The sequence below is a fragment of the Pseudomonas sp. SWI7 genome (genome assembly GCF_006351945.1).
In the GTDB taxonomy this organism is placed as follows: Bacteria; Pseudomonadota; Gammaproteobacteria; order Pseudomonadales; family Pseudomonadaceae; genus Aquipseudomonas; species Aquipseudomonas fulva.
This window is the reverse complement of sequence record NZ_CP040930.1, coordinates 1,764,547-1,788,018: the sequence shown is the minus strand read 5'-3', so window position 1 is coordinate 1,788,018 and position 23,472 is coordinate 1,764,547. Positions and strand designations below refer to the sequence as shown.

The following is a 23,472-nucleotide window of genomic DNA, read 5'->3' as shown; positions in this document are numbered from 1 at the left end:
AAGCAGCCGCTATTGGCGGAGCAATTTACCGCTTGGCGTTGTCAAGAAGTGACGAGTTGCACCATTGCCCAACCAGGAGAGTCACGTGACGGAAAAGAAGGCCCGCGTCAGCAATCAGGCGACCGGAGACATATCCAACCTGCCGCACGACATGTTCTTCGCTGCCGTGCAAACGACGCGCATGCCCATGATCGTGACCGATCCCAGCCGCGACGACAATCCTATCATCTTTGCCAACCGCGCGTTTCTGGAAATGACCGGTTATGAATCCGGTGAGATCATGGGGCGAAATTGCCGCTTCCTGCAGGGCCCCGAGACTGAGCGGTCGGTGGTCGACGCTATCCGTGAGGCGATCGAGAAGCGCGTGGATATCGCCACCGAAGTGCTCAATTACCGCAAGGACGGCTCCAGTTTCTGGAATGCGCTGTTCATCTCGCCGATTTTCAACGAGCGTGGCGACCTGATCTACTTCTTCGCCTCGCAGTTGGACGTCAGCCGTCGGCGCGATGCCGAGGATGCATTGCGTCAGGCGCAGAAGATGGAAGCTCTGGGTCAGTTGACGGGCGGCATTGCTCACGACTTCAACAACTTGCTGCAAGTGATGGGCGGTTACATGGGGCTGGTGGCCAGCGAGACCGACAAGGCGCAGCCGGATCTGAGCCGCATTCGCCGAAGCGTCGGGCATGCGCAAACGGCGGTCGATCGTGCCAGTACCCTCACCAAGCAGTTGCTGGCCTTTGCCCGCAAGCAGAAACTGCACGGCCGCGTGCTCAACCTCAATCATCTGCTCGATGACGTGAGCCCTATCATCGAGCGCACCTTCGGCGCCCAGGTGACGGTCGAATACGACTTGGAAGAGCACTTGCGCAACTGTCGCATCGACCCGACCCAGGCCGAAGTGGCACTGCTGAACATCTTCATGAACGCTCGCGACGCTCTGATCGGTCGCAAGCGCCCCCACGTATTCATCGAAACGCGAAACGTGCACGTAAGCGACATCAATCTGTCCTTCGACGGCCTGTTGCCGGGCAGTTACGTGAGCATTTCCATTACCGACAACGGCATCGGCATGCCTGCCAGCATTCGTGATCGCGTCATGGACCCTTTCTTCACGACCAAGGAGGAGGGCAAGGGCTCGGGGCTGGGTCTGTCCATGGTGTATGGCTTCGCGCGTCAGTCCGGCGGCGCTGCCAGGATCTACACCGAAGAGGGTGAGGGGACCACGCTGCGCTTGTATTTCCCGGTGGACGAAGCCAGCCCGATTCAGGAAAAGCCCGTGAAGCTGGTCGAGCGCAGTTCCGGTACCGAGAGGATTCTTATCGTCGAAGACCGTCCAGACGTTGCGGAGCTGGCCAAGATGGTGCTGGAAAACTATGGCTACGACGCCGACATGGTGCTCAACGCACGCGAAGCGCTGAAGCTTATCGAAGCGGGTGAGCGCTATGACTTGTTGTTCACCGACCTGATCATGCCCGGCGGCATGAATGGGGTGATGCTGGCGCGCGAGGTGCGTCGCCTGCAGCCGCAGATCAAGGTGCTGCTCACCACCGGCTACGCGGAGAACTCGATCGAACGCACCGACATCGGTGGCTCTGAATTCGATGTGATCTCCAAGCCCTGCCAGCCCCATGATCTGGCACGGCGCGTGCGACAGGTACTGGATGGTCATACGGGTATCGTGTGAGGCCGGCTCGCTCGATTACCAACCGGAGTGAACCATCGGTCACTCCTTGGGTTCGATTGAAAAAGCGAGCGCCAGGGAGACCGGCATGACGGCATTCATTGAGCAGCCTTCTACTGACCTGATGTACTTGGAGGCAATCAACCGTTGGTTTTCTACCTTCGATGATCACGTGGCACGCTGCGCCTGCCCCCGTGCCTCCCACCAGGAACTGCTGCGTCAGGCGGACGAGATGAAGCGGCTCGGGCTGATCGCTAGGCAGCAGTGGCGGGACCTTCGACAACTGGCTGACCGGTCGTTGCAGCAGGCACCGGAAGGCGCCCGCTGAAACGGCTCGACCGCAATCGATGCAGACTCACTTCCAAGGATCGGCAGCATGCGGTCGATCCGAACTGGCTGAACCTGGATCAAGCCGCAGGCTGAGCGCGAAGCGACGCTGAACGCGCGAGCTGATCACTGATCACGCCGATGAAATGATCCAGGGTCCAGGGCTTGGGCAGGAATACGGCGCCAGAGGGGAGGGCACAGCTTGACGGGTCGTGATAACCACTCATGACCACGATGCGAGTGTCAGGCTGCGACTGGCCCACCTGGTAGGCCAGCTCCAGTCCGTTCACCGCACCAGGGGTGCGGACATCGGTGAGGAGCATCGAAAATGCCGAGCGCGAGGTTATTTCCAGGCCTTCCTGTGCTGTTTCCACGCTGGTTACCGCTGCGCCCAGGTCCTCAAGGGCAATGGCGATCAGCTCACGGATGATAGGTTCGTCCTCAACCAGCAGAACGGTCGGACAGCTTGGGAATTCGCACGTTTTCATGGCAATACTCTGGCTCTGCGCACGCTGAATAAAGGGAACATCCGATGTAGACTTGCAGCCAGAGGTGCAAGCGATAGCTGTGCGCTACCGTTGTGACCTCGGGCTGTAGCAAAAAATTCCTTTGCGTAGCGTTTGCTGCTTTGCGATGCACAAACCAATGCTCAGGCGCCGGGTTCCTGGGCTAACCGTTTAAGCAATGCCTTGGCAGTTGCTGCTGAGGATGCCGGGTTCTGACCTGTAATCAGATGCCCATCCTCGACCACATGGCTCGCCCAGTCTTCGGCCTTGGCATAGTGTGCGCCATGGCCCCGCAGCATGTCCTCCACCAGAAACGGGACGACGTCGGTCAAACCCACGGCTTGCTCTTCACTGTTGGTGAAGCCCGTGACTTTTTTGCCCTTGACGACAGGGTGACCGTCAGGCGCCTTGACGTTTTTCAACACGCCCGGTGCATGGCATACCGCTGCGATGGGCTTGTTGGCGGCATAAAAGGCCTGCAGCAGAACGATCGAGTCCTGGCTTTCGGCCAGATCCCACAGTGGGCCGTGGCCGCCTGGATAAAAAACGGCGTCGAAATCATAAGGGTCGACTTCGCCAAGGGGGACGGTATCGGCCAGGGCAGCCTGGCCCTCGGTGTCTTTGGCGAAGCGTTGAGTGGCCTCGGTATGTGCATCGTCTTCGTCACTTTTCGGGTCCAGCGGCGGCTGCCCGCCCTTGGGCGAAGCGAGCGTGACGTCGGCGCCGGCATCCACGAATGCGTAATAAGGTGCCGCGAACTCTTCCAGCCAGAACCCGGTTTTCTTGCCGGTGTCACCCAGTTGGTCGTGGGACGTCAACACCATCAGGATCTTCTTCATGCAGGTTTGTCCTCCAGCTCAGGTTGTGCAGGGCCGCTGCCCTGATAAGGGTGGGAGTGCGGTAAACGGTGAGTGTTCCATGGACGTGAGCGTAAGGCATTGAAAAAATGCCGCAGCTCAATGGGGCGCAGGGCAGGGCGTGGCGTGGAGAGGAGCGCGGTGCCACGCGGTGGTCACAAAGCTGTAACACAGCTGATGCAAAGTGTGCCGGCCATCACACGGAGCGCTTTCAATGATACGCCTGATGAAGTCTGCTGCACTCGCCGTCGCGGTCTCCCTTTGCGCCACATCGGCTTCGATCGCCGCAGAAAACATTCGCCTGACCGGTTCCGGGGCCAGCTTCCCCGCACCCATCTACCTGACCTGGTTCAAGGACTTCAGCAAGAAGTCCGACGGCGTGACCGTCGACTACCAGTCCAAGGGCAGCGGCGCCGGGGTGCAGGATTTTCTGAACAGGACCGTGGACTTTGCCGCCAGCGACTCGGCCATGAGCGAAGCTGACATGGCCAAGGTGGGCGAGGGCGTACAACTGCTGCCCATGACCGCCGGCGAGATCGTGCTGGCCTACAACCTGCCTGGCAACCCGAAAGGGCTCAAGCTGCCGCGCGAGGTGTACTCCAATATTTTCCTTGGCAACATCACCCGCTGGAACGACCCGCAGATCGCGGCCGCCAACCCGGAGCTCAAGCTGCCCGATACCCCCATCACCGTCGTGGTGCGTGCCGACTCCAGTGGCACGACAGCGGTGTTCACCAAGCACCTCTCGGCTATCAATGCCGACTTCAAGCAAAAGCTGGGTGAGGGCAACACGGTCAACTGGCCGGCTACCGACAAGTTCATCAAGTCACCTAAAAACGATGGTGTAACCGCCACCGTACGCCAGACCCCAGGCGCCATTGGCTACATTGAGTACGGTTTTGCCAAGTTGGCCAAGGTGGACTTCGCCCAACTGCAGAACAAGGCCGGGCAGTACGTGGTGCCCAATGCCGAAAGTGGCGCCGAGGCCCTGGCCGCCGTGAACATGCCGGAAAACCTGGTGGCCTGGCTGCCTGATCCGGACGGCGCCAAGTCCTATCCCATTACCTCCTACACCTGGATGATCTTCCGCAAGGACAATGGCAACCCCGCCAAGGCCAAGGCCATGCGCGACATGGTCGAGTACAGCCTGACCGAAGGGCAGAAGATCGCCGACTCGATGGGCTACATCCCGCTGCCGCCTTCGGTGGTCGAGCAAGTGCGCAAAGCCTCCGCCAACATCAAGTGATACCGGCGTCCCCGGCGTGCGCCTGATACGCCGGGGGTGTCAGCACCCTGTCCCGGAACCTGCCAATGAACACACCCTTCGACCTACCGGATAACCCCGACTCCGCCTGCCGGCCGCCGTCTGCCAGGGACGTGCTGGTGGACCGCACCTTCCGTGCGCTGGCCCGCATTGGGGTTGTGCTGGTCCTGGCACTGGTCTTCGCACTGGTTTACGAGGTAGGCCGCAAGGCTTTGCCCGGCATCGAGAAGCATGGCTTCGACGTGCTGCTGGGCAGTGTCTGGGACGTCAACCAAGGCCAGTACGGCATTCTTCCTGCCATCTGGGGCACGCTGTACAGCGCATTCATCGCCTTGCTGATCGCCGGTTTCTTCGGCGTCAGCATGGCCATCTTCCTGACCCAGGATTTTCTGCCGGCCAGACTCGCGGCGGTGTTTCGCACCATCGTCGAGCTGCTGGCCGCCATCCCCAGCGTGGTGTACGGCCTGTGGGGCATCTACGTGGTGATTCCGGCCATACGGCCACTGACCACCTGGCTCAACAGCGAGCTGGGCTGGATCCCGTTCTTCGGCACGTCCCTGAGCGGGCCGGGGTTGCTGCCTGCAGCCTTGGTGCTGGCGATCATGATTCTGCCGACCATCGCCGCGGTCTCCCAGGACGCGTTGACCAGTGTGCCGATGAAAACCAAGCAAGCCGCCTATGGCATGGGCACGACGCACTGGGAGGCGATTCTCAAAGTCATGGTGCCCTCGGCTGCGACCGGCATCTTTGGCTCGCTGGTGCTGGGCCTGGGCCGCGCCCTGGGCGAGACCATGGCACTGGCCATGCTGGTGGGCAACGCCAACACCCTCTCTGTGTCACTGTTCGCGCCGGCCAATACCCTGGCAGCGTTGCTGGCCCTGAACTTCCCCGAAGCCGGACCAAACGAGGTGGAAGTGCTGATGTACGCCGCCCTGGTGCTGATGTTCATCACGCTGCTGGTGAACGTGCTGGGCTCGATGATCATGCTCTACGCGCAACGAGGTAACCGCTGATGACCGATCTCTCTACACCAGTGGCCGCGCTGCCAAGCCTGCAGCGCAAGCTCGAGGGCCGGGCGCTGCGCAGCGTACTGCTGACCACACTGGCCTGGCTCGCTGCCCTGGTGGCCAGCGTGCCCCTGATTTCGGTGCTGTACATGCTCATCACCCGGGGTGGCGCACGGCTGAACCTGGAAGTGTTCACCGAGCTGCCGCCAACCGGCTTCGAAATGGGCGGCGGCTTCGGCAACGCCATGGTCGGTACCCTGGTCATGGTCGGCATTGCAGCGGCCATCGCTGTGCCGGTGGGCATCCTGGCGGCCGTGTTTTTGGCCGAGCTCGGGCCTGACAGCAAGCTGGCCAACGCCGCACGCTTCGCCGCCAGGATGCTGACCGGCTTGCCGTCCATCCTGGCTGGCGTGTTTGCCTATGCGCTGGTGGTGATGACCACTGGGACCTACTCGGCGCCGGCGGGCGGCGTGGCGCTGGCCGTTTTGATGCTACCAATCGTGGTCCTGACCGCCGAGGAAGCCATGAAGATGGTGCCCAAGATCATGAAGGACGCCGCCTACGGCATGGGCTGCACCCAGGCCCAGGTGATCTGGAAGATCGTGCTGCCCACCGGCCTGCCCGCCATCCTGACCGGCGTCATGCTGGCCGTGGCCCGGGCGGCGGGTGAAACGGCGCCGCTGCTGTTCACCGCGTTGTTCAGCAACTACTGGATCTACCACGATGGCAGCCTGGCGGTGATGAACCCCACCGCTTCGCTGGCGGTGCTGATCTACAACTTCTCCGGCATGCCGTTCGACAACCAGTTGGAGCTCGCCTGGGCGGCGTCGCTGGTTCTGGTAATGATCGTGCTGGTCATCAACATCCTGAGCCGTGTATTCGGCAAGCCCAAGTACTGATAAGGGAGCATTCGACGTGAACGTATCCACCGCCCAAAGAGTCGCTCCCCTGGCCAGCGAAACCCCCATCGTCATGGATTGCAAGCTGGACAAGATCTTCTACGGCAACTTCATGGCCGTGCGCGACAGCCACGTGCCGATCCGCAAGAACGAGATCACCGGTTTCATCGGCCCGTCCGGTTGTGGCAAAAGCACCGTGCTGCGCAGCCTCAACCGCATGAACGACCTGGTCAAGGGCTTTCGCTTCGAAGGGCATGTGCACTTTCTGGGGCAGGACGTCTACGGCAAGGGGGTCGATCCAGTCGTGGTGCGCCGCTACATCGGCATGGTGTTCCAGCAGCCCAACCCGTTCTCGATGAGCATTTTCGACAACGTGGCCTTCGGTCTTCGGCTGAACCGCTACAAGGGCGATATCGGTGACCGGGTCAAGCATGCCTTGCAAGGCGCTGCGTTGTGGGATGAAGTGAAAGACAAGCTCAAGGTCAGTGGCCTGTCCCTGTCCGGTGGCCAGCAGCAGCGCTTGTGTATTGCCCGGGCCATCGCCACCGAACCCGAGGTGCTGTTGCTCGATGAACCCTGTTCGGCGCTGGACCCGATTGCGACCCGGCGGGTGGAGGAGCTGATGGTGGAGTTGAAAAAGGACTACACCATTGCGCTGGTGACCCACAACATGCAGCAGGCCATTCGCGTGGCTGACACCACGGCGTTCTTTTCGGTCGACATTTCCCAAGGCACGCGCACGGGCTACCTGGTAGAGATGGGGCCCACCACCCAGATATTCCAGGACCCTCGTGAACAGCTGACTGCCGACTACATCAGTGGCAAGTTCAGCTGAGCCTCGCTTGAGAACGCCCGCGCGCCAGTGCCAGGACGGCCAAGGCCCGCGGTGGTCTTTACCCCAATACCGCAATCAGGGATAACCGATGCCAGCGACGCCCCGCCTGGATCTCAACGCCGTCGAGCACGCCCTGCGCCAAGTGCAGGCGCATTTCGCCGAGCTCAGCCGCCACTTCACCGAACCTCGCGACCCGTTCACCGACGAGGTGCTGTGCAACGTGCTGGAGGGCTACGCGTTGGTCGATCACTACGTGGCGCGCGGTATCGACCTGTTTCACCTGCAGCAGGTGAACCTGATGCTGGAAATCAACGCCACGGTGCTCTGTGGCACCGACGCCGCCCGCCGCCAGGAGTTCGCTGCGCACCTGGCGGCTACCGAAACCCATTTTTTCAACAACGTCGAAGGCGGCATCAAGGACTTGTACAACTGGTACTGCGGTTATGGCAGCGATTCGATATGGAAGCGCGCAGCTGGCGTGTACGTGCGCATCCTCAGCAAGCCGCAGCTGTTCATCGAAGGCAACAACCGTACCGGCTCGCTGATCGTCAGTTATCTGCTGATGCGCGCAGGCTTGCCGCCATTCGTACTGTCGCTCGAGAACGCCGAAGGCTACTTCAATCCCTCGTCAGTCATCCGCAACTCGGCCAAGCATGGCGTCAAGGCGCTGTACGAGCTGCCCAAGATCAAGAAAAAGTACGCCGCCTTCCTGGAAGCCCATGCCCCGGCGCCCGAGACGTTTTTCCTGCCAACCCCCCTGCGCGAGAGGAGCCTTCGATGAGTCGCGGATTAGCCTGGCAGCGCTGCCGAGCGGTGCTCGAAAGCACTGTACGTCAAGCGCGAGTGCGCATCTCGTTCGACATCGACGATACCTTGGCCTGCCTGCCCGAGCACGCCGAAGCCGAGCCGGACCGGCTACCGAGCTTCGTCCACCGCTGGTTGGGCGAGCCACTGCGCAGCGGTACCCGGGAATTGATCAGCGACCTGCGCCGCCAGGGTTGCAGCGTGTGGATCTACACATCGTCCGGACGCACGCCGGCCTACATCCGCCGATGGTTGCTGCTGTACGGTATCCGCGTCGATGGCGTGGTCAACAGCGACCGCCACCAGCACATGCTGGGCCAGCGGGGGCTGGTCAACTCGCCCTCCAAGCTGCCCTCGGCGTTTGACATCGACCTGCATGTGGACGACTCCGAAGGTGTACGGCTCGAGGGGCTCGAGCATGGTTTTCGCGTGGTAGTGGTCTGCCCCAAAGACGACCAATGGACGCAGAAGGTCAAGCAGGCGGCTACCGATGTTCAGGCCACGCTGGCCTGGCAGCAACCTCATCGCTTTACCACAGCACGTGCGCAGCGGGGATCGATGCTCGCTTCCTGACCCGCCAGAGGCCAGGCAGGCCCTGCCTGGTCAGCTATCCCGTTCATACGCTCGGCCACTTTCGTGCCGATCTTCGGTGTCCATCATTGATGCGTAAGCCCTAGGTCGCACGACCCGGCCTAGCCCGTAGTGGTCCCAAACCACCGGGCCTTGCACGCCCTTCGCAAGCAGGCTCGATGCTGCGCCAAAGCAGCGTTTCTGACCGCTACCCACCTTTCGATAATCGCCTCCGACCCTCTGTCCCCCGTTTGGAGCGCGCCATGCACAACAATAAAAACAAGTCTCTGCGGCCTCGTTACCTGGCAGTTGCCATCGCCAGCCTTGCGGCTGTCAGCCTGAGTTCCCTGGCGCAAGCCGAGATCATGCTGTACGACCAGAACCAGACCACCTTTTCCACCGACGGCTATATCAACGCGTTCTACGTCAACAGCAAGGTCGACCGTGAAGGTGAACAGTTCGACCGCCGCCAGTCTCGGGTGAAGATGGGCTTTCTGCCCAATTACCTGGGTTTCAACATGGGCAAGCAGGTCAATGACCTGAAGCTCGGTGCCCGTGCCTCGTTCTGGGTCACCATCAACGACAGCGAAAGCACGGGTACCGACACGGCCATCGATGTCCGGCAGTTCTACGGTACCGTGGCCAACCCTGAATGGGGCGAGGTGCTCATCGGCAAGGACTTCGGGCTGTTCGCCCGCTCGAACATCCTGCTCGACGAGTTGCTCGCCGGTTACGGTCAGGTCAGTGACACGCTGGGCCTTGTCGATGGCGGTGGGGTATCGTTCGGCAACATCGGCAGCGGCTACCCGTACCCGTTCCCGACCTCGCAAATCACCTACCGTACCCCGGTCATGGAGGGCCTGCGTATCGCCGTGGGGATCATGGATCCGGTCGACACCAACGACAGCAGCCCCACGGGCAAGGCCTACCAGAAGAACCCCCGCACCGAGTCCGAGATCACGTACCAGTTCGACCTGGCAGGCGCACACATCTACAGCTGGCTAAACGGCAGCTACCAGAGCTCCGACAACACTGACGACGCGGTGCGGTCTGTCACCTCAAAAGGGCTTGGCTATGGCGTGCAGGCCAAGCTGGGCGGGCTGTCCCTGACAGGGTCCGGCTTCCAGGCCAAGGGCATCAACCCGTTCTTCACCAACAATGCCGGCGAACCGGTGTTGCGCAACGTGGACAGCGACGGCTACCTGCTGCAAGCCTCTTACAAGGTCGGCAAGAACCGGATTGCGCTTTCCTACGGCAAGACCAAGGACGACGGCAACGGCGCGGTAGGCAGCGGTGCCGATTATCAAACCCGCGGGGTGGCGCTGTTCCATGACATCAACGACAACCTCAAGCTGGTGGCCGAGTACAACCAGTTTTCCATTGAGGGCCATGAGACTCGCGAGCAGAACGAAGACACCGATACGTTTGCCGTGGGTGCGGTGCTGACGTGGTAACGATGTGGCGCAGGCGCAGTGTTCAACGGGGCTTGCGTGGTATTCCAGACCTTCAGGGTCAGGCGCCTGATGGCGGTGCAGCGCTGCAGCCCGAATGATGCTTGCACGCACAACGCTGTTGACGCTCACTTGCCCGCCGGACGCTTCCCAGCCGTCAGGACAGCACCCAATGCATCCGGCAAGCAATTAAAACCAGCAGTTTAGTGCCGGTTTTTTCAAAGTTCAGGCTGTTAGTCAGCATTTTATTGCCGGTTATTGACCCGGGGACTATTCTAATCAGCATTGCAGGACTGATTAGGAGATTGACATGCCACTCAAGCTCGTCATTCAAGCTTTTTTTGATGGCACATGGGCCGACGCGGCCACGCTTACGCTTGAGAACCCTGAGCGTGTTGCTGAGGGTGCGTGCCTGGTGGCTTATGACGACGACTACATCATCGCAAACTTTGAATGCATGGAAGATCGTTGCGAACGGGCGCTGAGCGTTGGCCTGCCCTTGAACTGGGATCACCACCGCGGTAAAGGCTACCCGGCATTTCTATACGACCTCATTCCTTCTGGCGCTGCCAAAGATTCCCTTGAATCGCGCTACGCGCGATCCAAACCCGAAGGTATGGAAATGGGGCTGTACCTTTTGGAGCGTTTCACGCCGGCCCCCGTCGGGCATCTGCGTATCAAGGAGTCGGTAGAGGATCTCCAGCCGGGTCGACAAGAGGCATTCGCGCGCCTTGAAGTCGTGAACAGGACGCATGAGTTTCTGGAGTACGCCTTTGAAACCGGTGCGGCGTTGGGTGGCGCTACCGGTGCCAACGGGCAAGCCCCCAAACTGCTTATGACCCAATCCCACGACGGTGCGCTATACGCTGATGCAATGCTTGCCGATAACCAAGCGCGTCAACACTGGCTGATCAAGTTCGCGCGCAATAAAGGGAGTGAGCGCGATAACGATATCCTGCGCACCGAGTTCCATTACTACAACGCGGTGGCGGCCCTGGGACTTGATACGGTTCCCACTGAGGGCTTGATGCTCGAGGAGGCAGTCAAGCCCAGCCTGTGGATGTCGCGCTTTGATCGCCGAGTCGTGAATGGCGTAGTGGAGCGGGTGCCACTGGAGTCGGTGTATTCAATCTGCGGCATTACCGGTTATGGGCAGGTGATGGCCCATGCTGAAGTCGTTCACCGATTGGTGGAGCTGTGGACCCACAACGGCCAGCAGGATGAGATAGAGGACTTGGTGTTCGAGTACGCACGGCGCGATCTGCTCAATCGCATTCTGGGCAATACCGATAACCACGGACGAAACATCTCCATCATCCGTGAAAATGGAAAGTTTCGTTTGGCCCCGATCTATGACCTTGCGCCAATGATCCTTGACGAAGAGGGCGTCACACGGACGACGAAGTGGGTGGCCGAGCGCAAGGGTTCCTCCAACTGGAGGGACAATTGCGCTGAACTGGCCGGTTACACCGATCCCGATGTGCTGCTGCAACGGTTGATGAATGCGGCTGATGGCTTCAGGGCGTTGCCCGATCTGCTGACGGGTGTCCCCGAGTCGGTACGCAATGCAGCCTCTTTGCCGGTCAATGACCTGGACAAGCGACTCGCACAGTGGGGGTTGAGATGAAAAAATTACAGCCCGAACAGCGTGCTCAGCTTGTGGAGGAGATCGCCCAGCGCAACGCCTTGGGGCTTGATTCGATCGGAACATCCATCCGCCGCTTGCGGCTCGAAGTCACCGGTCTGGATCAAGAGACCTTTGCAACGATGTGCAAGATGTCCACGAAAAGCTTGTATGAACTCGAAAGTGGGAAATCCAACCCCAAACTCGGCACCCTGGAGGCTGTGCTGCGTCTTTTTGGGCTGCGGATGGGTATTGTGCTCAATCCCCGGGGGGGAATTAACCCGGTGTCGTTGACCGATACACCCGCACAGGCTGAACCGAAACGAGGAAGAAGCCCTGCGGCAGCTAAGGCAAAACGGGGAGGATCCAAGCAGGAAACGTCCAAATTGCCGTCACGCGACGACGGACAGTCAAAGGGCGGTAGCTGAGCGTGCGAGAGGCGCGCTGACGACCGCCTGGATGATCTTGCGATGGTGCGGGGATCGTTTCGCCAGTGCATGGAGGCTCGGGCAGTGCTGCTACCGGACGTTCTGGGCCACCCCGGGCATTCGCCTCCTCCAGCAATAGCGTGCGTCAGTAGCTCACCACTACGCCCATCGACGCGTGCACCCGCTACGCAAGTAGCATTCGAACCCTGGCCCATGCTTCGTACACTCACCGCTCAGCCAGCCCTTGCCGGAGACCCCGATGCAGCAGGCACATAACGAGGGCGTGGTCAGCGCCATGTCCCAGGCCAGCGATGCACGCGTGGCGGCTCAGGAACTGGCGCGGCAACTGCTGCATCCGCACTTGGGCTTCGTGCTGTTCTTCTGCACCGCCGAGTACGACCTGCAGGCCTTGGGCCAGGCCCTTGAACAAGGCTTTGGCGGCATCCCGCTGGTCGGGTGCACCAGTGCGGGGGAAATCACGCCGCTGGGTTATGGGCGCAGTTGCGTGACGGCCGTAGGTTTTGATCACCGGCATTTTTCCATCGCCACCGAACTGATCGACGAAATGGAGCGTTTCAGCCTGATCGACGCCCAGCAGATGGTCGAGCGGTTGGTCGGCAGCTGTCGCGGCAACGCCTTGGCCCAGATCAAAGGGCACAGCTTCGCCTTGACCTTGCTCGATGGCTTGTCCAGCCGTGAAGAGACGGTGCTGGCGGCCCTGAGCGCAGCGTTGGGCGATATCCCGCATTTTGGCGGCTCGGCCGGGGACGACAACTACCTGACACGGACCCACGTCTTCTATGGCGGGGCGTTTCACCACGGTGCTGCCGTGGTGGTGCTGGTCAATACCTGGCTGGACTTCGAAGTGTTCACCACCCACCACCTTGAGCCACGGCAGGAAAAACTGGTGGTCACCGGCGCCGACAGCGCCCAGCGACGGGTGTATGAGCTCAATGCCGAGCCTGCGGCCGAAGAATATGCACGCCATATCGGGGTGCCCGTCAGCGCCCTGGACCACAGGCTGTTTGCCGCCCACCCGCTGGCCGTGCGCATGCACAACCGGTACTACGTGCGGGCCATCCAGCAGGTGCATGCCGATCTGAGCCTGAGCTTCTACTGTGCGGTAGAGAACGGCATTGTGCTCACGCCCATGACACCCGGCCCGTTGCTGCCGAACCTGCAGCAGCTGTTCGATGGCCTGCAGCAACGCCTGGGTCCGCTGATGCTCACCATCGGCTGCGACTGTTTTTTGCGGCGCTTGGAGCTGGAGACCCAGCAAGGCCTGGCGGCGGTGGGTGATTTTCTGCGCGAGCAGCGGGTGATGGGCTTCAACACCTATGGAGAACAGTTCAATGGCATGCACATCAACCAGACCTTCACCGGGGTTGCCATTGCCCGCAACCGAACCCGCCCCGGGCAATGACGTGCAGGCCGAACTGGCGCAGCTTCGCTATGAAAACCGCAAGCTGCAACGGATCAACGCCGCGCTGATCGAGCGCATCGAGTCGGGTGGCACGCGCGGCAGCGATCCCTATGCGGCGTTCCAGCATTCGGTGGTGCTGGCCGAGCAGGTGCGCGAGCGCACTGATGCGTTGAACCAGGCCATGGCCGAACTCAAGGCGGGCAACCAACTGCTCAGCGAAGCACGTCTGCGCGCTGAAACCGCGCACCAGCACCTGATCGATGCCATCGAAAGCATTTCCGACGCGTTCATCCTGTTCGACCGAAACCTGCGCATGGTGCTGTGCAACAGCCGCTTCAAGGCTTTCTGGGAGAACCGCCGCGTGCGCATCATTCCCGGCATGCGCCTGGTCGACGTGCGCAAGCTGATGACCAGCAGCGGCCTGTTCAGCGAGGATCCGCGCGGCCCTGCCGACGAACATCTGTTGTACCGACAGCACAATGGCCGTTGGCTGCAGGTCAACGAGCGCCCCACCTGCGAGGGTGGCCGGGTGATCCTGTTCACCGACATCACCGAGGTCAAACTCAGCGAAACCCTGCGCAGGGAACAGGCGGTGGCGCAGAAATCGCACCTGTTGCAGCGGGCGGTGGACAACCTGTCCCAAGGCGTGGCCATGGTCAACGCGGACGGTGTCTTGGAGTTGTGGAACCGCCGGTTCCTGGAGCTGAGCGGGCTGGCCCCGGTCGCTGCGCACCGTCCCTTCGCCGACGTGATTGCCGACAGCGAGCTGCGTTTGCTCACGCCCGAAAGCCGCGACGACAACGGGCGTATGGTGCACGAGTGCGAGCAACGCCTGTTCGACGGGCGCATGCTGGAGATCCGCACGCATCCACTGCCCACTGGCGGATTCGTCAACACGTTTACCGATATCACCGAACGCTACCTGCATGCCGAGGCCCTCAGCGAAAGCGAGCGCTGGATCCGGCTGATCACTGACCATGTGCCGGCACTGATCGCCTACCTCAACGCCGACCTGGTGTATGAGTTCACCAACAAGGTCTATGAGCAATGGTATTGCTGGCCCAGTGGGCTGATGCTGGGCCAGAGCCTGCGCCAGGCCCATAGCGAGCAGCATTATCAGCGCCTTGAAGCCTATGTGGCGCGGGCGCTGGCAGGGGAGAGCGTCACGTTCGAATTTCCGGAAACCAACATCAACGGCCAGGAGCGCCACATGCTGCGCTCCTATGTGCCCAATCGGCTGGCCTCTGGCGAGGTGGTCGGTATCTTCGTGTTGATCCGTGACATCACCGAACGGCGCAACACCGCCCAGGCGCTGCACCAGGCTTATCAGCACCTGGAGCTGCGGGTCCGTGAGCGTACGGCCGAGTTGACCAGCCTCAACGAACAGTTGTTACGGGAGATCGAAGAACGGCGACGTGCCGAGGCGCGTTTGCGCGAGGCCAAGCACGAGGCTGACCAGGCCAACCTGTCCAAGACCAAGTTCCTTGCCGCGGTCAGCCATGACCTGCTGCAGCCACTGAACGCGGCGCGCTTGTTCACCAGCGCCTTGCTCGAGCGCCGCGATCCGCTGGCCAGTGCACAGCTGGTGCGTAATGTCAGCAACTCCCTGGAAGACGTCGAGAACCTGCTGGGAACGCTGGTGGACATCTCCAAGCTCGATGCCGGCGTCATCACAGCCGACGTGGCACCCTTCGCCCTGGCGGAACTGATGGACAACCTGGCGGCAGAGTATGCCCACGTCGCCCGCAGCGAGGGGCTGGCCCTGCACTTCGTAAGCTGCTCGGTCGTGGTGCGCAGCGATATTCAGCTGCTGGCGCGGATCCTGCGCAACTTGCTCAGCAACGCCATCCGCTATACCCCCAGCGGGCGCGTGGCGCTGGGCTGTCGCCGCCAGGCAGGTTGCGTGCGCATCGAGGTGTGGGACACCGGTATCGGCATTGCCGAGGAGCATCTGGAGGAAATGTTCCAGGAATTCAAGCGTGGCGCCGTGCAGCGGCCGGATCAGGATCGCGGCCTGGGCCTGGGGCTTGCCATCGTCGAGAAGATTGCCGGCATCCTCGGCCACCGTATTGCCGTGCGCTCCTGGCCCGGCAAGGGGTCAGTATTCGCCGTGGAAGTGCCGCTGAGCACCGCCGTCCCGATTGCACGGCCCGAGCATGCCGTATGCCAGCCGATGCTCGAGTGCCTGCGTGGGGCCCGGGTGTGGGTGCTGGACAACGACGCTGCCATCTGTGCCGGCATGCGCACACTGCTCGAAGGCTGGGGCTGTTGCGTGATCACGGCACTGTCGGAGCAGGACCTGGCCCGTCAGGTGGAGAACTACCACGCCGATGCCGACCTGCTGATTGCCGACTATCACCTCGATGACGACTGCACTGGCGTCGACGCCGTGGCACGTATCAATGCCCGCCGTGCCCGGCCGCTGCCTGCGCTGATGATCACCGCCAACTACAGCAATGAACTCAAGCAACAGATCCGTGAGCGAGGCCATACGCTGATGCACAAGCCCGTACGGCCCATGAAACTCAAGACCGCCATGAGCCACTTGCTGGCCTCCCGGGCCCCTTGGGGGTCAGCGCCGTAGATAGTCAGCGAAGTCGATGTCGCCGGCGCTGAGGATGGCCTGCACCCGGTTGTGCACGTTCAGCTTGCGCAGGATGGCCGAGACGTGGGCCTTGACGGTGGTTTCGGCGATGTCCAAGGCATAAGCGATCTGTTTGTTCGATTCGCCCTTGGTCATGCGTTCGAGCACCAGCAACTGCTTGCGCGTCAGGGCCTGGAGCATTTCCGGCGGGAAGCTTGGGGCATCGCTCAGGCGGCGGCTGCTGCTTTTCTGCGCGCGGATGATATCCGGCGGCAGGTACACGTTGCCGTTGAGGATCTGCTCGATCGCCTCGATCATCTGCGCGCGCGGCGAGGACTTGGTGATGAAGCCCACCGCACCGTAGGTGATGGCTTGCAGCACCACCTGCTTCTCCTGCTCGGCCGAGACGATCACCACCGGGGTGGTAGGTGCCTCGTTGCGCAAGGTGATCAGCCCGTTCAGGCCATGCATGCCCGGCATGTTCAGGTCGAGCAGGATCAGGTCGAGGTCGTCATGGTCCTGGGTCAGCGTCAGCGCACTGTCCAGGTCGGCGGTTTCCATGATTTCACTGCCCTGAAACCCGTCACTGATGACGTTGTGGATCGCTTCGCGAAACAGCGGGTGATCGTCGGCAATCAAGATTTTGTACATGGCCTTTTCACCTTGTTCTTGTTTGAATAATTAAGCGCGCAGGGGCAAGCAAGCTGTCAGGGAAACGCTGCTGGCTGGGCCGTCTGCACGGGCAGGTCGGCCTGCTGCCAGGCGTCTAGCCCGTCGCGGTACCAGTAGAGGTTGGTGTAGCCCAGGTGTGCTGCGCGTTTTACCGCGTTCCAGCTCAACCAGCAATCGGACCGACAATAGAAGACGACAGGGTAATGAGGCTGCCCCCCTGTGGCCTGACGCAGGTGATGCTCGAAGTAACCTTGCCAGGCAGGGCTGAGCACGCCGTCGCCGGTGTTGGGCAGCCACAGGCTGCCAGGCAGGTTGGCGTGGGGCTCGTCTTCGATGAAGCGTTCATGCAGCCACTGGCGGCGGTAGACGTCGATCAGGACAGGGGCCGGATGCCCCCGCATCATCGATTGCAGCGCGGCAGTGTCTATCACCTTGCCACCTTCGACCTGCGGCGGGGTCGGGCTGCGGTACAGCGTGGCGCGGTAGCCATCTGGCGTGAACGTCGGTGGGGCGGCGGCCTGGGCATGGCCCAGCAGAAGGCTCAGCGAGGCGGCGGCCAGCAAGCACAGGGGCAGCCTTTGGAGGGCACGTGGCATGGTCTGTTCCTTCTTGTTATAAGCGCATTACATGCCAGTGCCACGGCTTTGTGAATGCGACCATAGACACCCTGGGTAGTACCAAAGTAGTAGAGGCGAGCCTCCCCTGCAGCGCACGGTCCACCGGGGCACCTCACCGTGGTTTGCGCAGGGCGGCGTGCTGCGGGTTGAAGGTGACGATAGCCAGCAGCGTGAACAGCATGCTCAGCGTCAGGCATACCGCCAGCGCCAGAAGGCTCAGCCGCTCGTAGAGCGCAAAGCGCACCAGCTCGACGGCGTGGGTGAACGGGTTGACCGCACACAGCCAGTAAAGCCACTGGCTGGCCTCCTGCATTTTCCAAAGCGGATAGAGCGCCGACGACAGAAAGAACAAGGGGAAGATCACGAAATTCATCACTCCGGCAAAATTCTCCAGTTGGCGGATGGCATTGGACAGCAACAGCCCCAGTGCGCTGAGCATGAACCCCACGAGCAGTACCGCGGGCAGGGCCAGCCCCAGGCCGCCGACTGGGGGCTGAATGCCGTAAAGCCAAGCGATGGCGATGAAGATGTACACCTGTAGCACAGAGATAAGCGACGTCGCCAAAAGCTTGCTGCACAACAGAAAGGCCCTGGGCAGCGGGCTGGTCAGCAGCACCCGCATGCTGCCCATCTCCCGGTCGTAGACCATCGATAGCGAACCTTGCATGCCATTGAACAGCAGGATCATGCAGGCCAGGCCCGGCACGATGTAGACCTCGTAGGGAATGTAGCTGTCGTATGGCTCGATGATGGCGATGCCCAGTGCAGCACGAAACCCGGCAGCGAACACCACCAGCCACAACAAGGGGCGCACCAGTGCGCTGATCAGACGCGTGCGTTGGCGCACGAACCGCAGGGCTTCACGCATGAGGATGCCGCTAAAACAGTACCAATAGGCGTTCATCAGGCGGGCGCTCCAGCCGTGTTACACGTGTGATAGGCGAACGTACGGCCCAGATCGCCGCCGTGGGGCTGCATCATGGCCTCGGCAGGCCCATTTGCCACCACCCGACCCTGGTGCAGGATGACCAGGTCATCGGTCGCCTGCACTTCATCGAGCAGGTGAGTGGTCCACAGCACGCTCAAGCGCCGATCGCTGTGGCACAAGCTACGCACGTGCTGGTTGAGTGCTTGCCGGCTGGGCGGATCCAGGCCAACGCTGGCTTCGTCGAGTAGCAAAAGGCGGGGCCCGTGCAGCAGTGCCCGGGCGATTTCGACGCGGCGCCTGTGCCCAACATTGAGTTCGCGCACAGGGTCACGGCGCCGCTCTCCCAGCCCTTGGCGGGCCAGTTCGGCGTCCACGCGGCGCTGGGCCTCCCGCCGGGGCATCCCATGCAGCGCTGCGTGATAGCGCAGGTTCTGTTCCACGCTAAGGTCCAGGTCCAGCGTGCTCTGCTGAAACACGACGGCCAGCTGCCCTAGCGCTGCCCGAGGCTGACGGCGCAGCGAATAACCCAAGACCTGGATATCGCCGTGCTGCACGTCATACAGGCAGGTCATCAAGGCAATCAAGGTCGACTTGCCGGCGCCGTTGGGCCCCAGCAAGGCGGTGAAGTGGCCGGGCGTCAGGCTGAAGGTCACGTCCCTGAGTGCCGCGCGCTGACCATAGGCGAAACTGACCCCCTCAATGTGCAGCGCGTTCATGGCGTGACCACCACACCCCATGGATAGCGGCCGACCTTGATCGATTTGAGCACCTTGAGGCTGGCCACGTCGATCACCGACACGTCGCCGCTCACGCCATTGGTGGCCAGCAGTTGCTGCTGGTCAGGGGTGAAGGCCAGCTGCCAGACGCGACGCCCCACCAGCAGGTAGTCCAGCACTTCGAATGTCCTGGCATCGACCACCGCCACATGATTGGCCGGGCCCAGTGCCACGAACGCGTACTTGCCATCGGCGCTGAGCTTGATGCCCACTGGCTGGACTTTGTCAGGGTGCACGCCCTTGATGGCGAAGTTCAGGGTCTTGAGCACCTGGCGCGAAGCCACGTCCAGGATGGTGACCGTGCCGCCGATTTCTGCCGACGCCCACAGGTGCTTGCCATCCTGGCTGAATTCCACGAAACGGGGGCGCTGGTCCACCGGGGTGCTGTCGGCCAAGGTCTGGGTCTGGGTGTCGATCCAGTGCAGCATGTTGGTGGTTTCGCTGGTGTTGACCGCCCATTTGCCATCCGGGCTCACGGCCATGCCCTCAGGTTCGATGCCCACATCCACCTGGGCCAGCACCGTGTCGCTAACGGTGTCGATGACCGTGACCAGGGCATCGTCTTCGTTTGACACGTACAACCAACGGTCGTTGGGATGCAGGGCGAATTGCTCGGGGTCTTTGCCTGACGGGAGTTCCTTGACGAGGATACGGCTGGCCACGTCCATCACCTGCACCCGATCCGAATCGCTGGCGCAGATGTACAGCAGCTTGTTGTCGTGCGACAGCAGCAGGCCGCGCGGGCGTTGGCCGACGGGCAGGGTGTCGGTCACCGTCAAGGTCTGCAGGTCGATCAGGCTCAGGGTGTTGTCCTTCTCGTTGGACACCCAGGCGGTGGCGGCCAGAGCAGGCTCGCCGGCCAGGGCCAGGACGACCGGCAGAAGACGGGCGCACAGCAGGCAGCGTGATGAGGGGCGGCGGCGCATGACAGGTTCCTTGTTATTGTGTGGGCGTGTCAGGGGTAAGTGCAGGTCACATCGGCCTTGTCGAATCCCAGGCTGTCCATCTCGTTGGAAGGGTGCAGGAAGCCTTCCTGCGGTGAGGTGCTGACCAGGGCTCTGGGCTGCACCAGGGGGATGGGTTGGCGCAGCTCGCCATTCCAGGGCCTGTAGCTGAGCTTGCGCCCCTTGAAACCGTCGAGTGGCAGTTGTTCGCTCACAAGCAGTTGCTGCAAGGCCCTGGGCTTGGCCTCGCGCAGCTTGCTGACGGCCGTGGCGATGCTGCGCACGGCCATCCACGCTGCGAAATCGCGGTCGTTCATCCAACGGCCGGCCTGCGCTTCGAAGCGTTTTTGCAATTGCGCGGCGCCAAACGTTTCTACGGTCTTGTGCCAGCCGGTGGGCGTCAGGCCCTGAGTGCCGGCGACCGGGCGTGGCAACCAGGTCTGGTAGGGCACGTATTCGCCGAAGTCGCCCCGTTCATCAGCCACCAGCACCACGTCGTATTCGCGCGCCTGAGTGAACAGCGGCATGTCGGCCTGGGCGCTGCGGCGCTGGTCGTTGTCGAACGTCCAGCGCTTCTCGGCCACCAGTTGCAGGCCAAAGCGCTTGGCCGCGCGGCGCAGCGCGGCGGCGTAGGCTTCATCGTCCGGGGTCTGCCCGACGATCAGCAACCCGCGCTGCCATTTGCGCAGCACCAGAAACTGCACCAGCGCATCGGCCAGCATCGCCCGCCCAGGCAGGGCGTGCAGCACATTGCCCAGGCACTGCACGCTGCGTATGGCGTCATCCGGGCTGCCGGCATTGAACAGCAGGCTGTCAGGCAGGGCCGCAGACAAGGCCCGCAGGCTGGCGACCGGCGCGTTGATGACGAACAACCGCACGCCATCCCCATGCTGGGCCTGGGCGGCATGCAGCAGTTGCTCGGCGGAGTCGGCACGTGCGCTGACCAGCGCGAACTGCTGCTTGAGAAACCGCCCGGTGGTATTGCTGTCGGCAACGGCTAACTGTGCCCCTTGCAGGCCGGCATCGTTCGGTTCAGGCCAGATAGTGGACAACAGCGGGCCGCTGTCAGGGCGATAGCTCAGGTAGCCGATACGGATCTGCAAGGGGCTCACGGCCTGTGTGTCGGCCCTTTCGTTCTGAGCCCAGGCCGTCGGCGCAAGCAAGGTCAGCAGGCAAGTCAGGACAAGGTGGGCAGGCTGGCGCATATCGCACTCCACGGCAGATGGCGCCAGCATAGAAAGCCTACCGGGGCCGGGGAATATGCAGAAAGTAGCGCCCAGCCGCTACCAAGGTAGTAGCGGGTGCGCTGGCGTGGCGCCCTAGGATGGCAGCAGTTGCCCTGGAGCCCGGTCATGCATGCTGTCAATCTGTCTGCCCTCTGGCGTATCAACCTGTGGGTCGCTGGCTGTTTCGCGGTGTTGACCCTGGCCTGCGCGGGGGTCGTGCTGCACCAGGCATCAGCCGATGTGAAGCGGGAGTTGCAGTCGGCCGAAGCGGTGATGGCGTACATGGCCCAAGCCGCCAGCCACGACCCGGCGAGCCTGCAACCTGTGCTGACCGAGCACCTGCGCCACGTGCGCGTGCATTGGCTGAACCCTGGCGAGCCTGAAAAAACGGCGGTGCCGTCCGAGGCCGGGCTCGATGGCTGGTTGGGCACGGTGCTGGCAGGCGAGCATTACGACAGCACCCGTATGCTGGTACTCGATGATGGCCGCCGCGTCGCGTTGAGCGTGGACGCACGCGATGAGGTCGATGAAGTCTGGGACTCGCTGCAACAGCTGCTGGCGGTATGTGCTGTCGCGTTGGCCATGAGCCTGCTGTCCATCAGTTGGGCCGTGCAGCGCGGGCTGCGCCTGCTGGCTGCGCTGCTGCGTGCATTGCGCCAGGTGTCGCAAGGGCAGTTGGACGTGCGTCTGCAAGTGACCGGTGGCCCGCAAGCGCGCCAATTGGCCGGGCACTTCAACCAGATGGCCGCGGCGATCGAGCAGGCCCAGGCCGACAACCAGCAACTGACTGGCGCTTTGCTGGCGGTCCAGGAGCAGGAACGCACGCGGCTGGCTCAGGCGCTGCACGACGACCTGGGCCAGTACGTGGCCGGCATCCGCGCCCAGGTGTGTCTGTTGCAATTGTGTGCCCACCAACCTGAGCAGGTGCGACAAACCACCCAGACGCTGGAGCGCAACTGTGCAGGCTTGCAGTTCGGTTTCCGAGCCTTGATACGGGACTTGTACCCGGTTGCGCTGCAGCACCTGCCCATGGCCGAAGCCCTCGACCAGTTGGTGAGCCAATGGCGTGCCAGCCAGGCCATCGAGTGTCATTTGCGGGTCGGGGCCCAGTTGCCGGCGCTGTCATCTACCCAACGCACGCATCTGTACCGGTTGTTGCAGGAAGCGCTGACCAACGTCGCTCGCCATGCCCACGCCCGTCAGGTGCGGATACGCCTGCAACGGGGCGCCAACGGGCTGCGCCTTCTGGTTCGCGACGACGGCTGCGGCGCCAGCCAGCCTGGGCGGCCCGGGGTAGGTTTGCATTCAATGGCCGAGCGCGCCCGCAGCCTGGGCGGTGAACTGCTCATTCTCACCCGTCCCGGTGCCGGGTGGGCACTGGCCCTGACGATTCCCCTGGAGGTGTCATGAATATCGTGCTGGTCGACGACCACGCCGTGGTTCGCCAAGGCTACGCCAGCCTGCTGCGCGCCGTGTTGCCATCGATGCAGGTGCGTGAGGCTGCCAGCGGTGAAGAAGCCCTGGCTCGCGTGCAGGAGCAGGTACCGAATCTGGTGATCATGGACTTCGGCCTGCCCGGCATCAGTGGGCTGGAAACCACCCGACGCCTGCGCCAGCGCCTGCCGCAGTTGCGGGTGCTGTTCTTCAGCATGCATGACGAGCTGCCACTGGTACGCCAGGCGCTGGACGCCGGCGCGGCCGGCTATCTGACCAAGAGCTCGGCCCCGCAGGTTCTGGTCGAGGCCGTACAGCGCGTGCTTGCCGGATACGCGTACATCGAGCAGGGGCTGGCTACCCAACTGGCCTGCAGCTCGACGCACGATGCTTGTGATCCCAGGCTGCAACGCCTGACCCAGCGGGAGCTGGAAATCTTCGTGATGCTGGTTCGCGGCACACCGGCCCGGTCGATCGCCGAGCAGCTGTGTATCAGTGCAAAGACCGTCTCCAATCACCTGACCATGCTCAAGAGCAAACTGCAGGTCGGCTCCCATGCTGAACTGGTGCACGTGGGCATCGACCTGGGTCTGGTACGTGTAGCGGGTTAGCCGA

The 23,472-nt window shown here is 62.2% G+C and carries 23 protein-coding genes; 15 read left to right on the top strand and 8 right to left on the bottom strand.

The genetic code is table 11. The features are described 5' to 3' along the window. The first annotated feature begins 85 nt into the window (after positions 1-85). Both FH041_RS08005 and FH041_RS08000 read left to right on the top strand, forming a co-directional pair. Positions 86-1,684 carry a histidine kinase famiy protein gene (locus FH041_RS08005; RefSeq protein ID WP_028687009.1) on the top strand — a complete coding sequence of 533 codons (1,599 nt, stop codon included), beginning with the start codon at positions 86-88 and terminating at the stop codon, positions 1,682-1,684. 85 nt (positions 1,685-1,769) lie between these two features. After that, on the top strand, positions 1,770-2,009 hold the full coding sequence (locus tag FH041_RS08000; RefSeq protein WP_033695037.1) for a hypothetical protein: 240 nt from the start codon (positions 1,770-1,772) through the stop codon (positions 2,007-2,009). Between the two features lie 79 nt (positions 2,010-2,088). Here FH041_RS08000 and FH041_RS07995 read toward each other — a convergent pair whose 3' ends face one another. Next, a complete protein-coding gene (locus tag FH041_RS07995; protein WP_140174386.1) occupies positions 2,089-2,496 on the bottom strand; it encodes a response regulator in 408 nt (135 codons plus the stop codon). A gap of 161 nt (positions 2,497-2,657) precedes the next feature. Further along, positions 2,658-3,353, bottom strand: coding sequence for a type 1 glutamine amidotransferase domain-containing protein (locus FH041_RS07990; protein ID WP_027914758.1), 696 nt, complete (start codon positions 3,351-3,353; stop codon positions 2,658-2,660). Between the two features lie 232 nt (positions 3,354-3,585). On the opposite strand from FH041_RS07990, the gene pstS reads away from it, so the two are divergent. From pstS to nahK, 11 genes are all read left to right on the top strand, one after another. Next, the gene (pstS, locus tag FH041_RS07985) at positions 3,586-4,617 is read left to right on the top strand and encodes a phosphate ABC transporter substrate-binding protein PstS (protein ID WP_027914759.1); all 1,032 of its coding nucleotides are present in this window, start codon (positions 3,586-3,588) and stop codon (positions 4,615-4,617) included. Positions 4,618-4,682: 65 nt separating this feature from the next. Beyond that, positions 4,683-5,648, top strand: a complete 966-nt coding sequence (pstC, locus tag FH041_RS07980; RefSeq protein ID WP_028687012.1) for a phosphate ABC transporter permease subunit PstC — start codon at positions 4,683-4,685, stop codon at positions 5,646-5,648. After that, positions 5,648-6,541: a phosphate ABC transporter permease PstA gene (gene pstA, locus FH041_RS07975; RefSeq protein ID WP_027914761.1), complete on the top strand. Its 894-nt coding sequence runs from the start codon at positions 5,648-5,650 to the stop codon at positions 6,539-6,541. Before pstC ends, pstA begins: the two co-directional genes overlap by 1 nt. Positions 6,542-6,614: 73 nt before the next feature. Further along, positions 6,615-7,376 carry a phosphate ABC transporter ATP-binding protein PstB gene (pstB, locus tag FH041_RS07970; RefSeq protein WP_042139286.1) on the top strand — a complete coding sequence of 254 codons (762 nt, stop codon included), beginning with the start codon at positions 6,615-6,617 and terminating at the stop codon, positions 7,374-7,376. Between the two features lie 88 nt (positions 7,377-7,464). After that, positions 7,465-8,157 carry a hypothetical protein gene (locus FH041_RS07965; RefSeq protein WP_027914763.1) on the top strand — a complete coding sequence of 231 codons (693 nt, stop codon included), beginning with the start codon at positions 7,465-7,467 and terminating at the stop codon, positions 8,155-8,157. Then, entirely contained in the window at positions 8,154-8,753 is a 600-nt protein-coding gene (locus FH041_RS07960) for a hypothetical protein (RefSeq protein WP_042139284.1), read from the top strand. The genes FH041_RS07965 and FH041_RS07960 overlap by 4 nt, the downstream gene beginning before the upstream one ends. 260 nt (positions 8,754-9,013) lie before the next feature. After that, a complete protein-coding gene (locus tag FH041_RS07955; protein WP_140174385.1) occupies positions 9,014-10,204 on the top strand; it encodes a porin in 1,191 nt (396 codons plus the stop codon). A 307-nt stretch (positions 10,205-10,511) separates the two neighbouring features. Next, positions 10,512-11,828, top strand: a complete 1,317-nt coding sequence (locus FH041_RS07950) for a type II toxin-antitoxin system HipA family toxin (RefSeq protein WP_140174384.1) — start codon at positions 10,512-10,514, stop codon at positions 11,826-11,828. Then, positions 11,825-12,253 (top strand): helix-turn-helix domain-containing protein, encoded by a 429-nt coding sequence (locus FH041_RS07945; protein WP_140174383.1) that lies wholly within the window; start codon positions 11,825-11,827, stop codon positions 12,251-12,253. Before FH041_RS07950 ends, FH041_RS07945 begins: the two co-directional genes overlap by 4 nt. A 259-nt stretch (positions 12,254-12,512) precedes the next feature. Further along, entirely contained in the window at positions 12,513-13,676 is a 1,164-nt protein-coding gene (nosP, locus tag FH041_RS07940; RefSeq protein WP_028687015.1) for a nitric oxide-sensing protein NosP, read from the top strand. Then, the gene (nahK, locus tag FH041_RS07935) at positions 13,606-16,260 is read left to right on the top strand and encodes a hybrid sensor histidine kinase/response regulator NahK/ErcS' (RefSeq protein WP_140174382.1); all 2,655 of its coding nucleotides are present in this window, start codon (positions 13,606-13,608) and stop codon (positions 16,258-16,260) included. The genes nosP and nahK overlap by 71 nt, the downstream gene beginning before the upstream one ends. Here the strand turns inward: nahK and FH041_RS07930 are convergent. From FH041_RS07930 to FH041_RS07905, 6 genes are all read right to left on the bottom strand, one after another. Further along, positions 16,249-16,911: a response regulator transcription factor gene (locus FH041_RS07930; RefSeq protein ID WP_027914768.1), complete on the bottom strand. Its 663-nt coding sequence runs from the start codon at positions 16,909-16,911 to the stop codon at positions 16,249-16,251. The two genes, nahK and FH041_RS07930, sit on opposite strands and share 12 nt — an antisense overlap. 56 nt (positions 16,912-16,967) lie before the next feature. Beyond that, positions 16,968-17,528: a PQQ-dependent catabolism-associated CXXCW motif protein gene (locus FH041_RS07925; protein ID WP_027914769.1), complete on the bottom strand. Its 561-nt coding sequence runs from the start codon at positions 17,526-17,528 to the stop codon at positions 16,968-16,970. Between the two features lie 133 nt (positions 17,529-17,661). Next, entirely contained in the window at positions 17,662-18,453 is a 792-nt protein-coding gene (locus FH041_RS07920; RefSeq protein WP_027914770.1) for an ABC transporter permease, read from the bottom strand. After that, positions 18,453-19,193: an ABC transporter ATP-binding protein gene (locus FH041_RS07915; RefSeq protein WP_028687017.1), complete on the bottom strand. Its 741-nt coding sequence runs from the start codon at positions 19,191-19,193 to the stop codon at positions 18,453-18,455. The genes FH041_RS07920 and FH041_RS07915 overlap by 1 nt, the downstream gene beginning before the upstream one ends. Then, positions 19,190-20,179, bottom strand: a complete 990-nt coding sequence (locus FH041_RS07910) for a YVTN family beta-propeller repeat protein (RefSeq protein WP_033695038.1) — start codon at positions 20,177-20,179, stop codon at positions 19,190-19,192. The genes FH041_RS07915 and FH041_RS07910 overlap by 4 nt, the downstream gene beginning before the upstream one ends. Positions 20,180-20,208: 29 nt before the next feature. Further along, complete coding sequence (locus FH041_RS07905; RefSeq protein ID WP_027914773.1) at positions 20,209-21,402, bottom strand: ABC transporter substrate-binding protein; 1,194 nt, start codon at positions 21,400-21,402, stop codon at positions 20,209-20,211. 147 nt (positions 21,403-21,549) lie between these two features. Here FH041_RS07905 and FH041_RS07900 point away from each other — a divergent pair, with 147 nt between their 5' ends. Together FH041_RS07900 and FH041_RS07895 are read left to right on the top strand one after the other, a co-directional pair. Then, entirely contained in the window at positions 21,550-22,833 is a 1,284-nt protein-coding gene (locus FH041_RS07900; protein WP_027914774.1) for a histidine kinase, read from the top strand. Beyond that, a complete protein-coding gene (locus FH041_RS07895; protein WP_027914775.1) occupies positions 22,830-23,468 on the top strand; it encodes a response regulator transcription factor in 639 nt (212 codons plus the stop codon). Before FH041_RS07900 ends, FH041_RS07895 begins: the two co-directional genes overlap by 4 nt. Positions 23,469-23,472 lie beyond the last annotated feature (4 nt).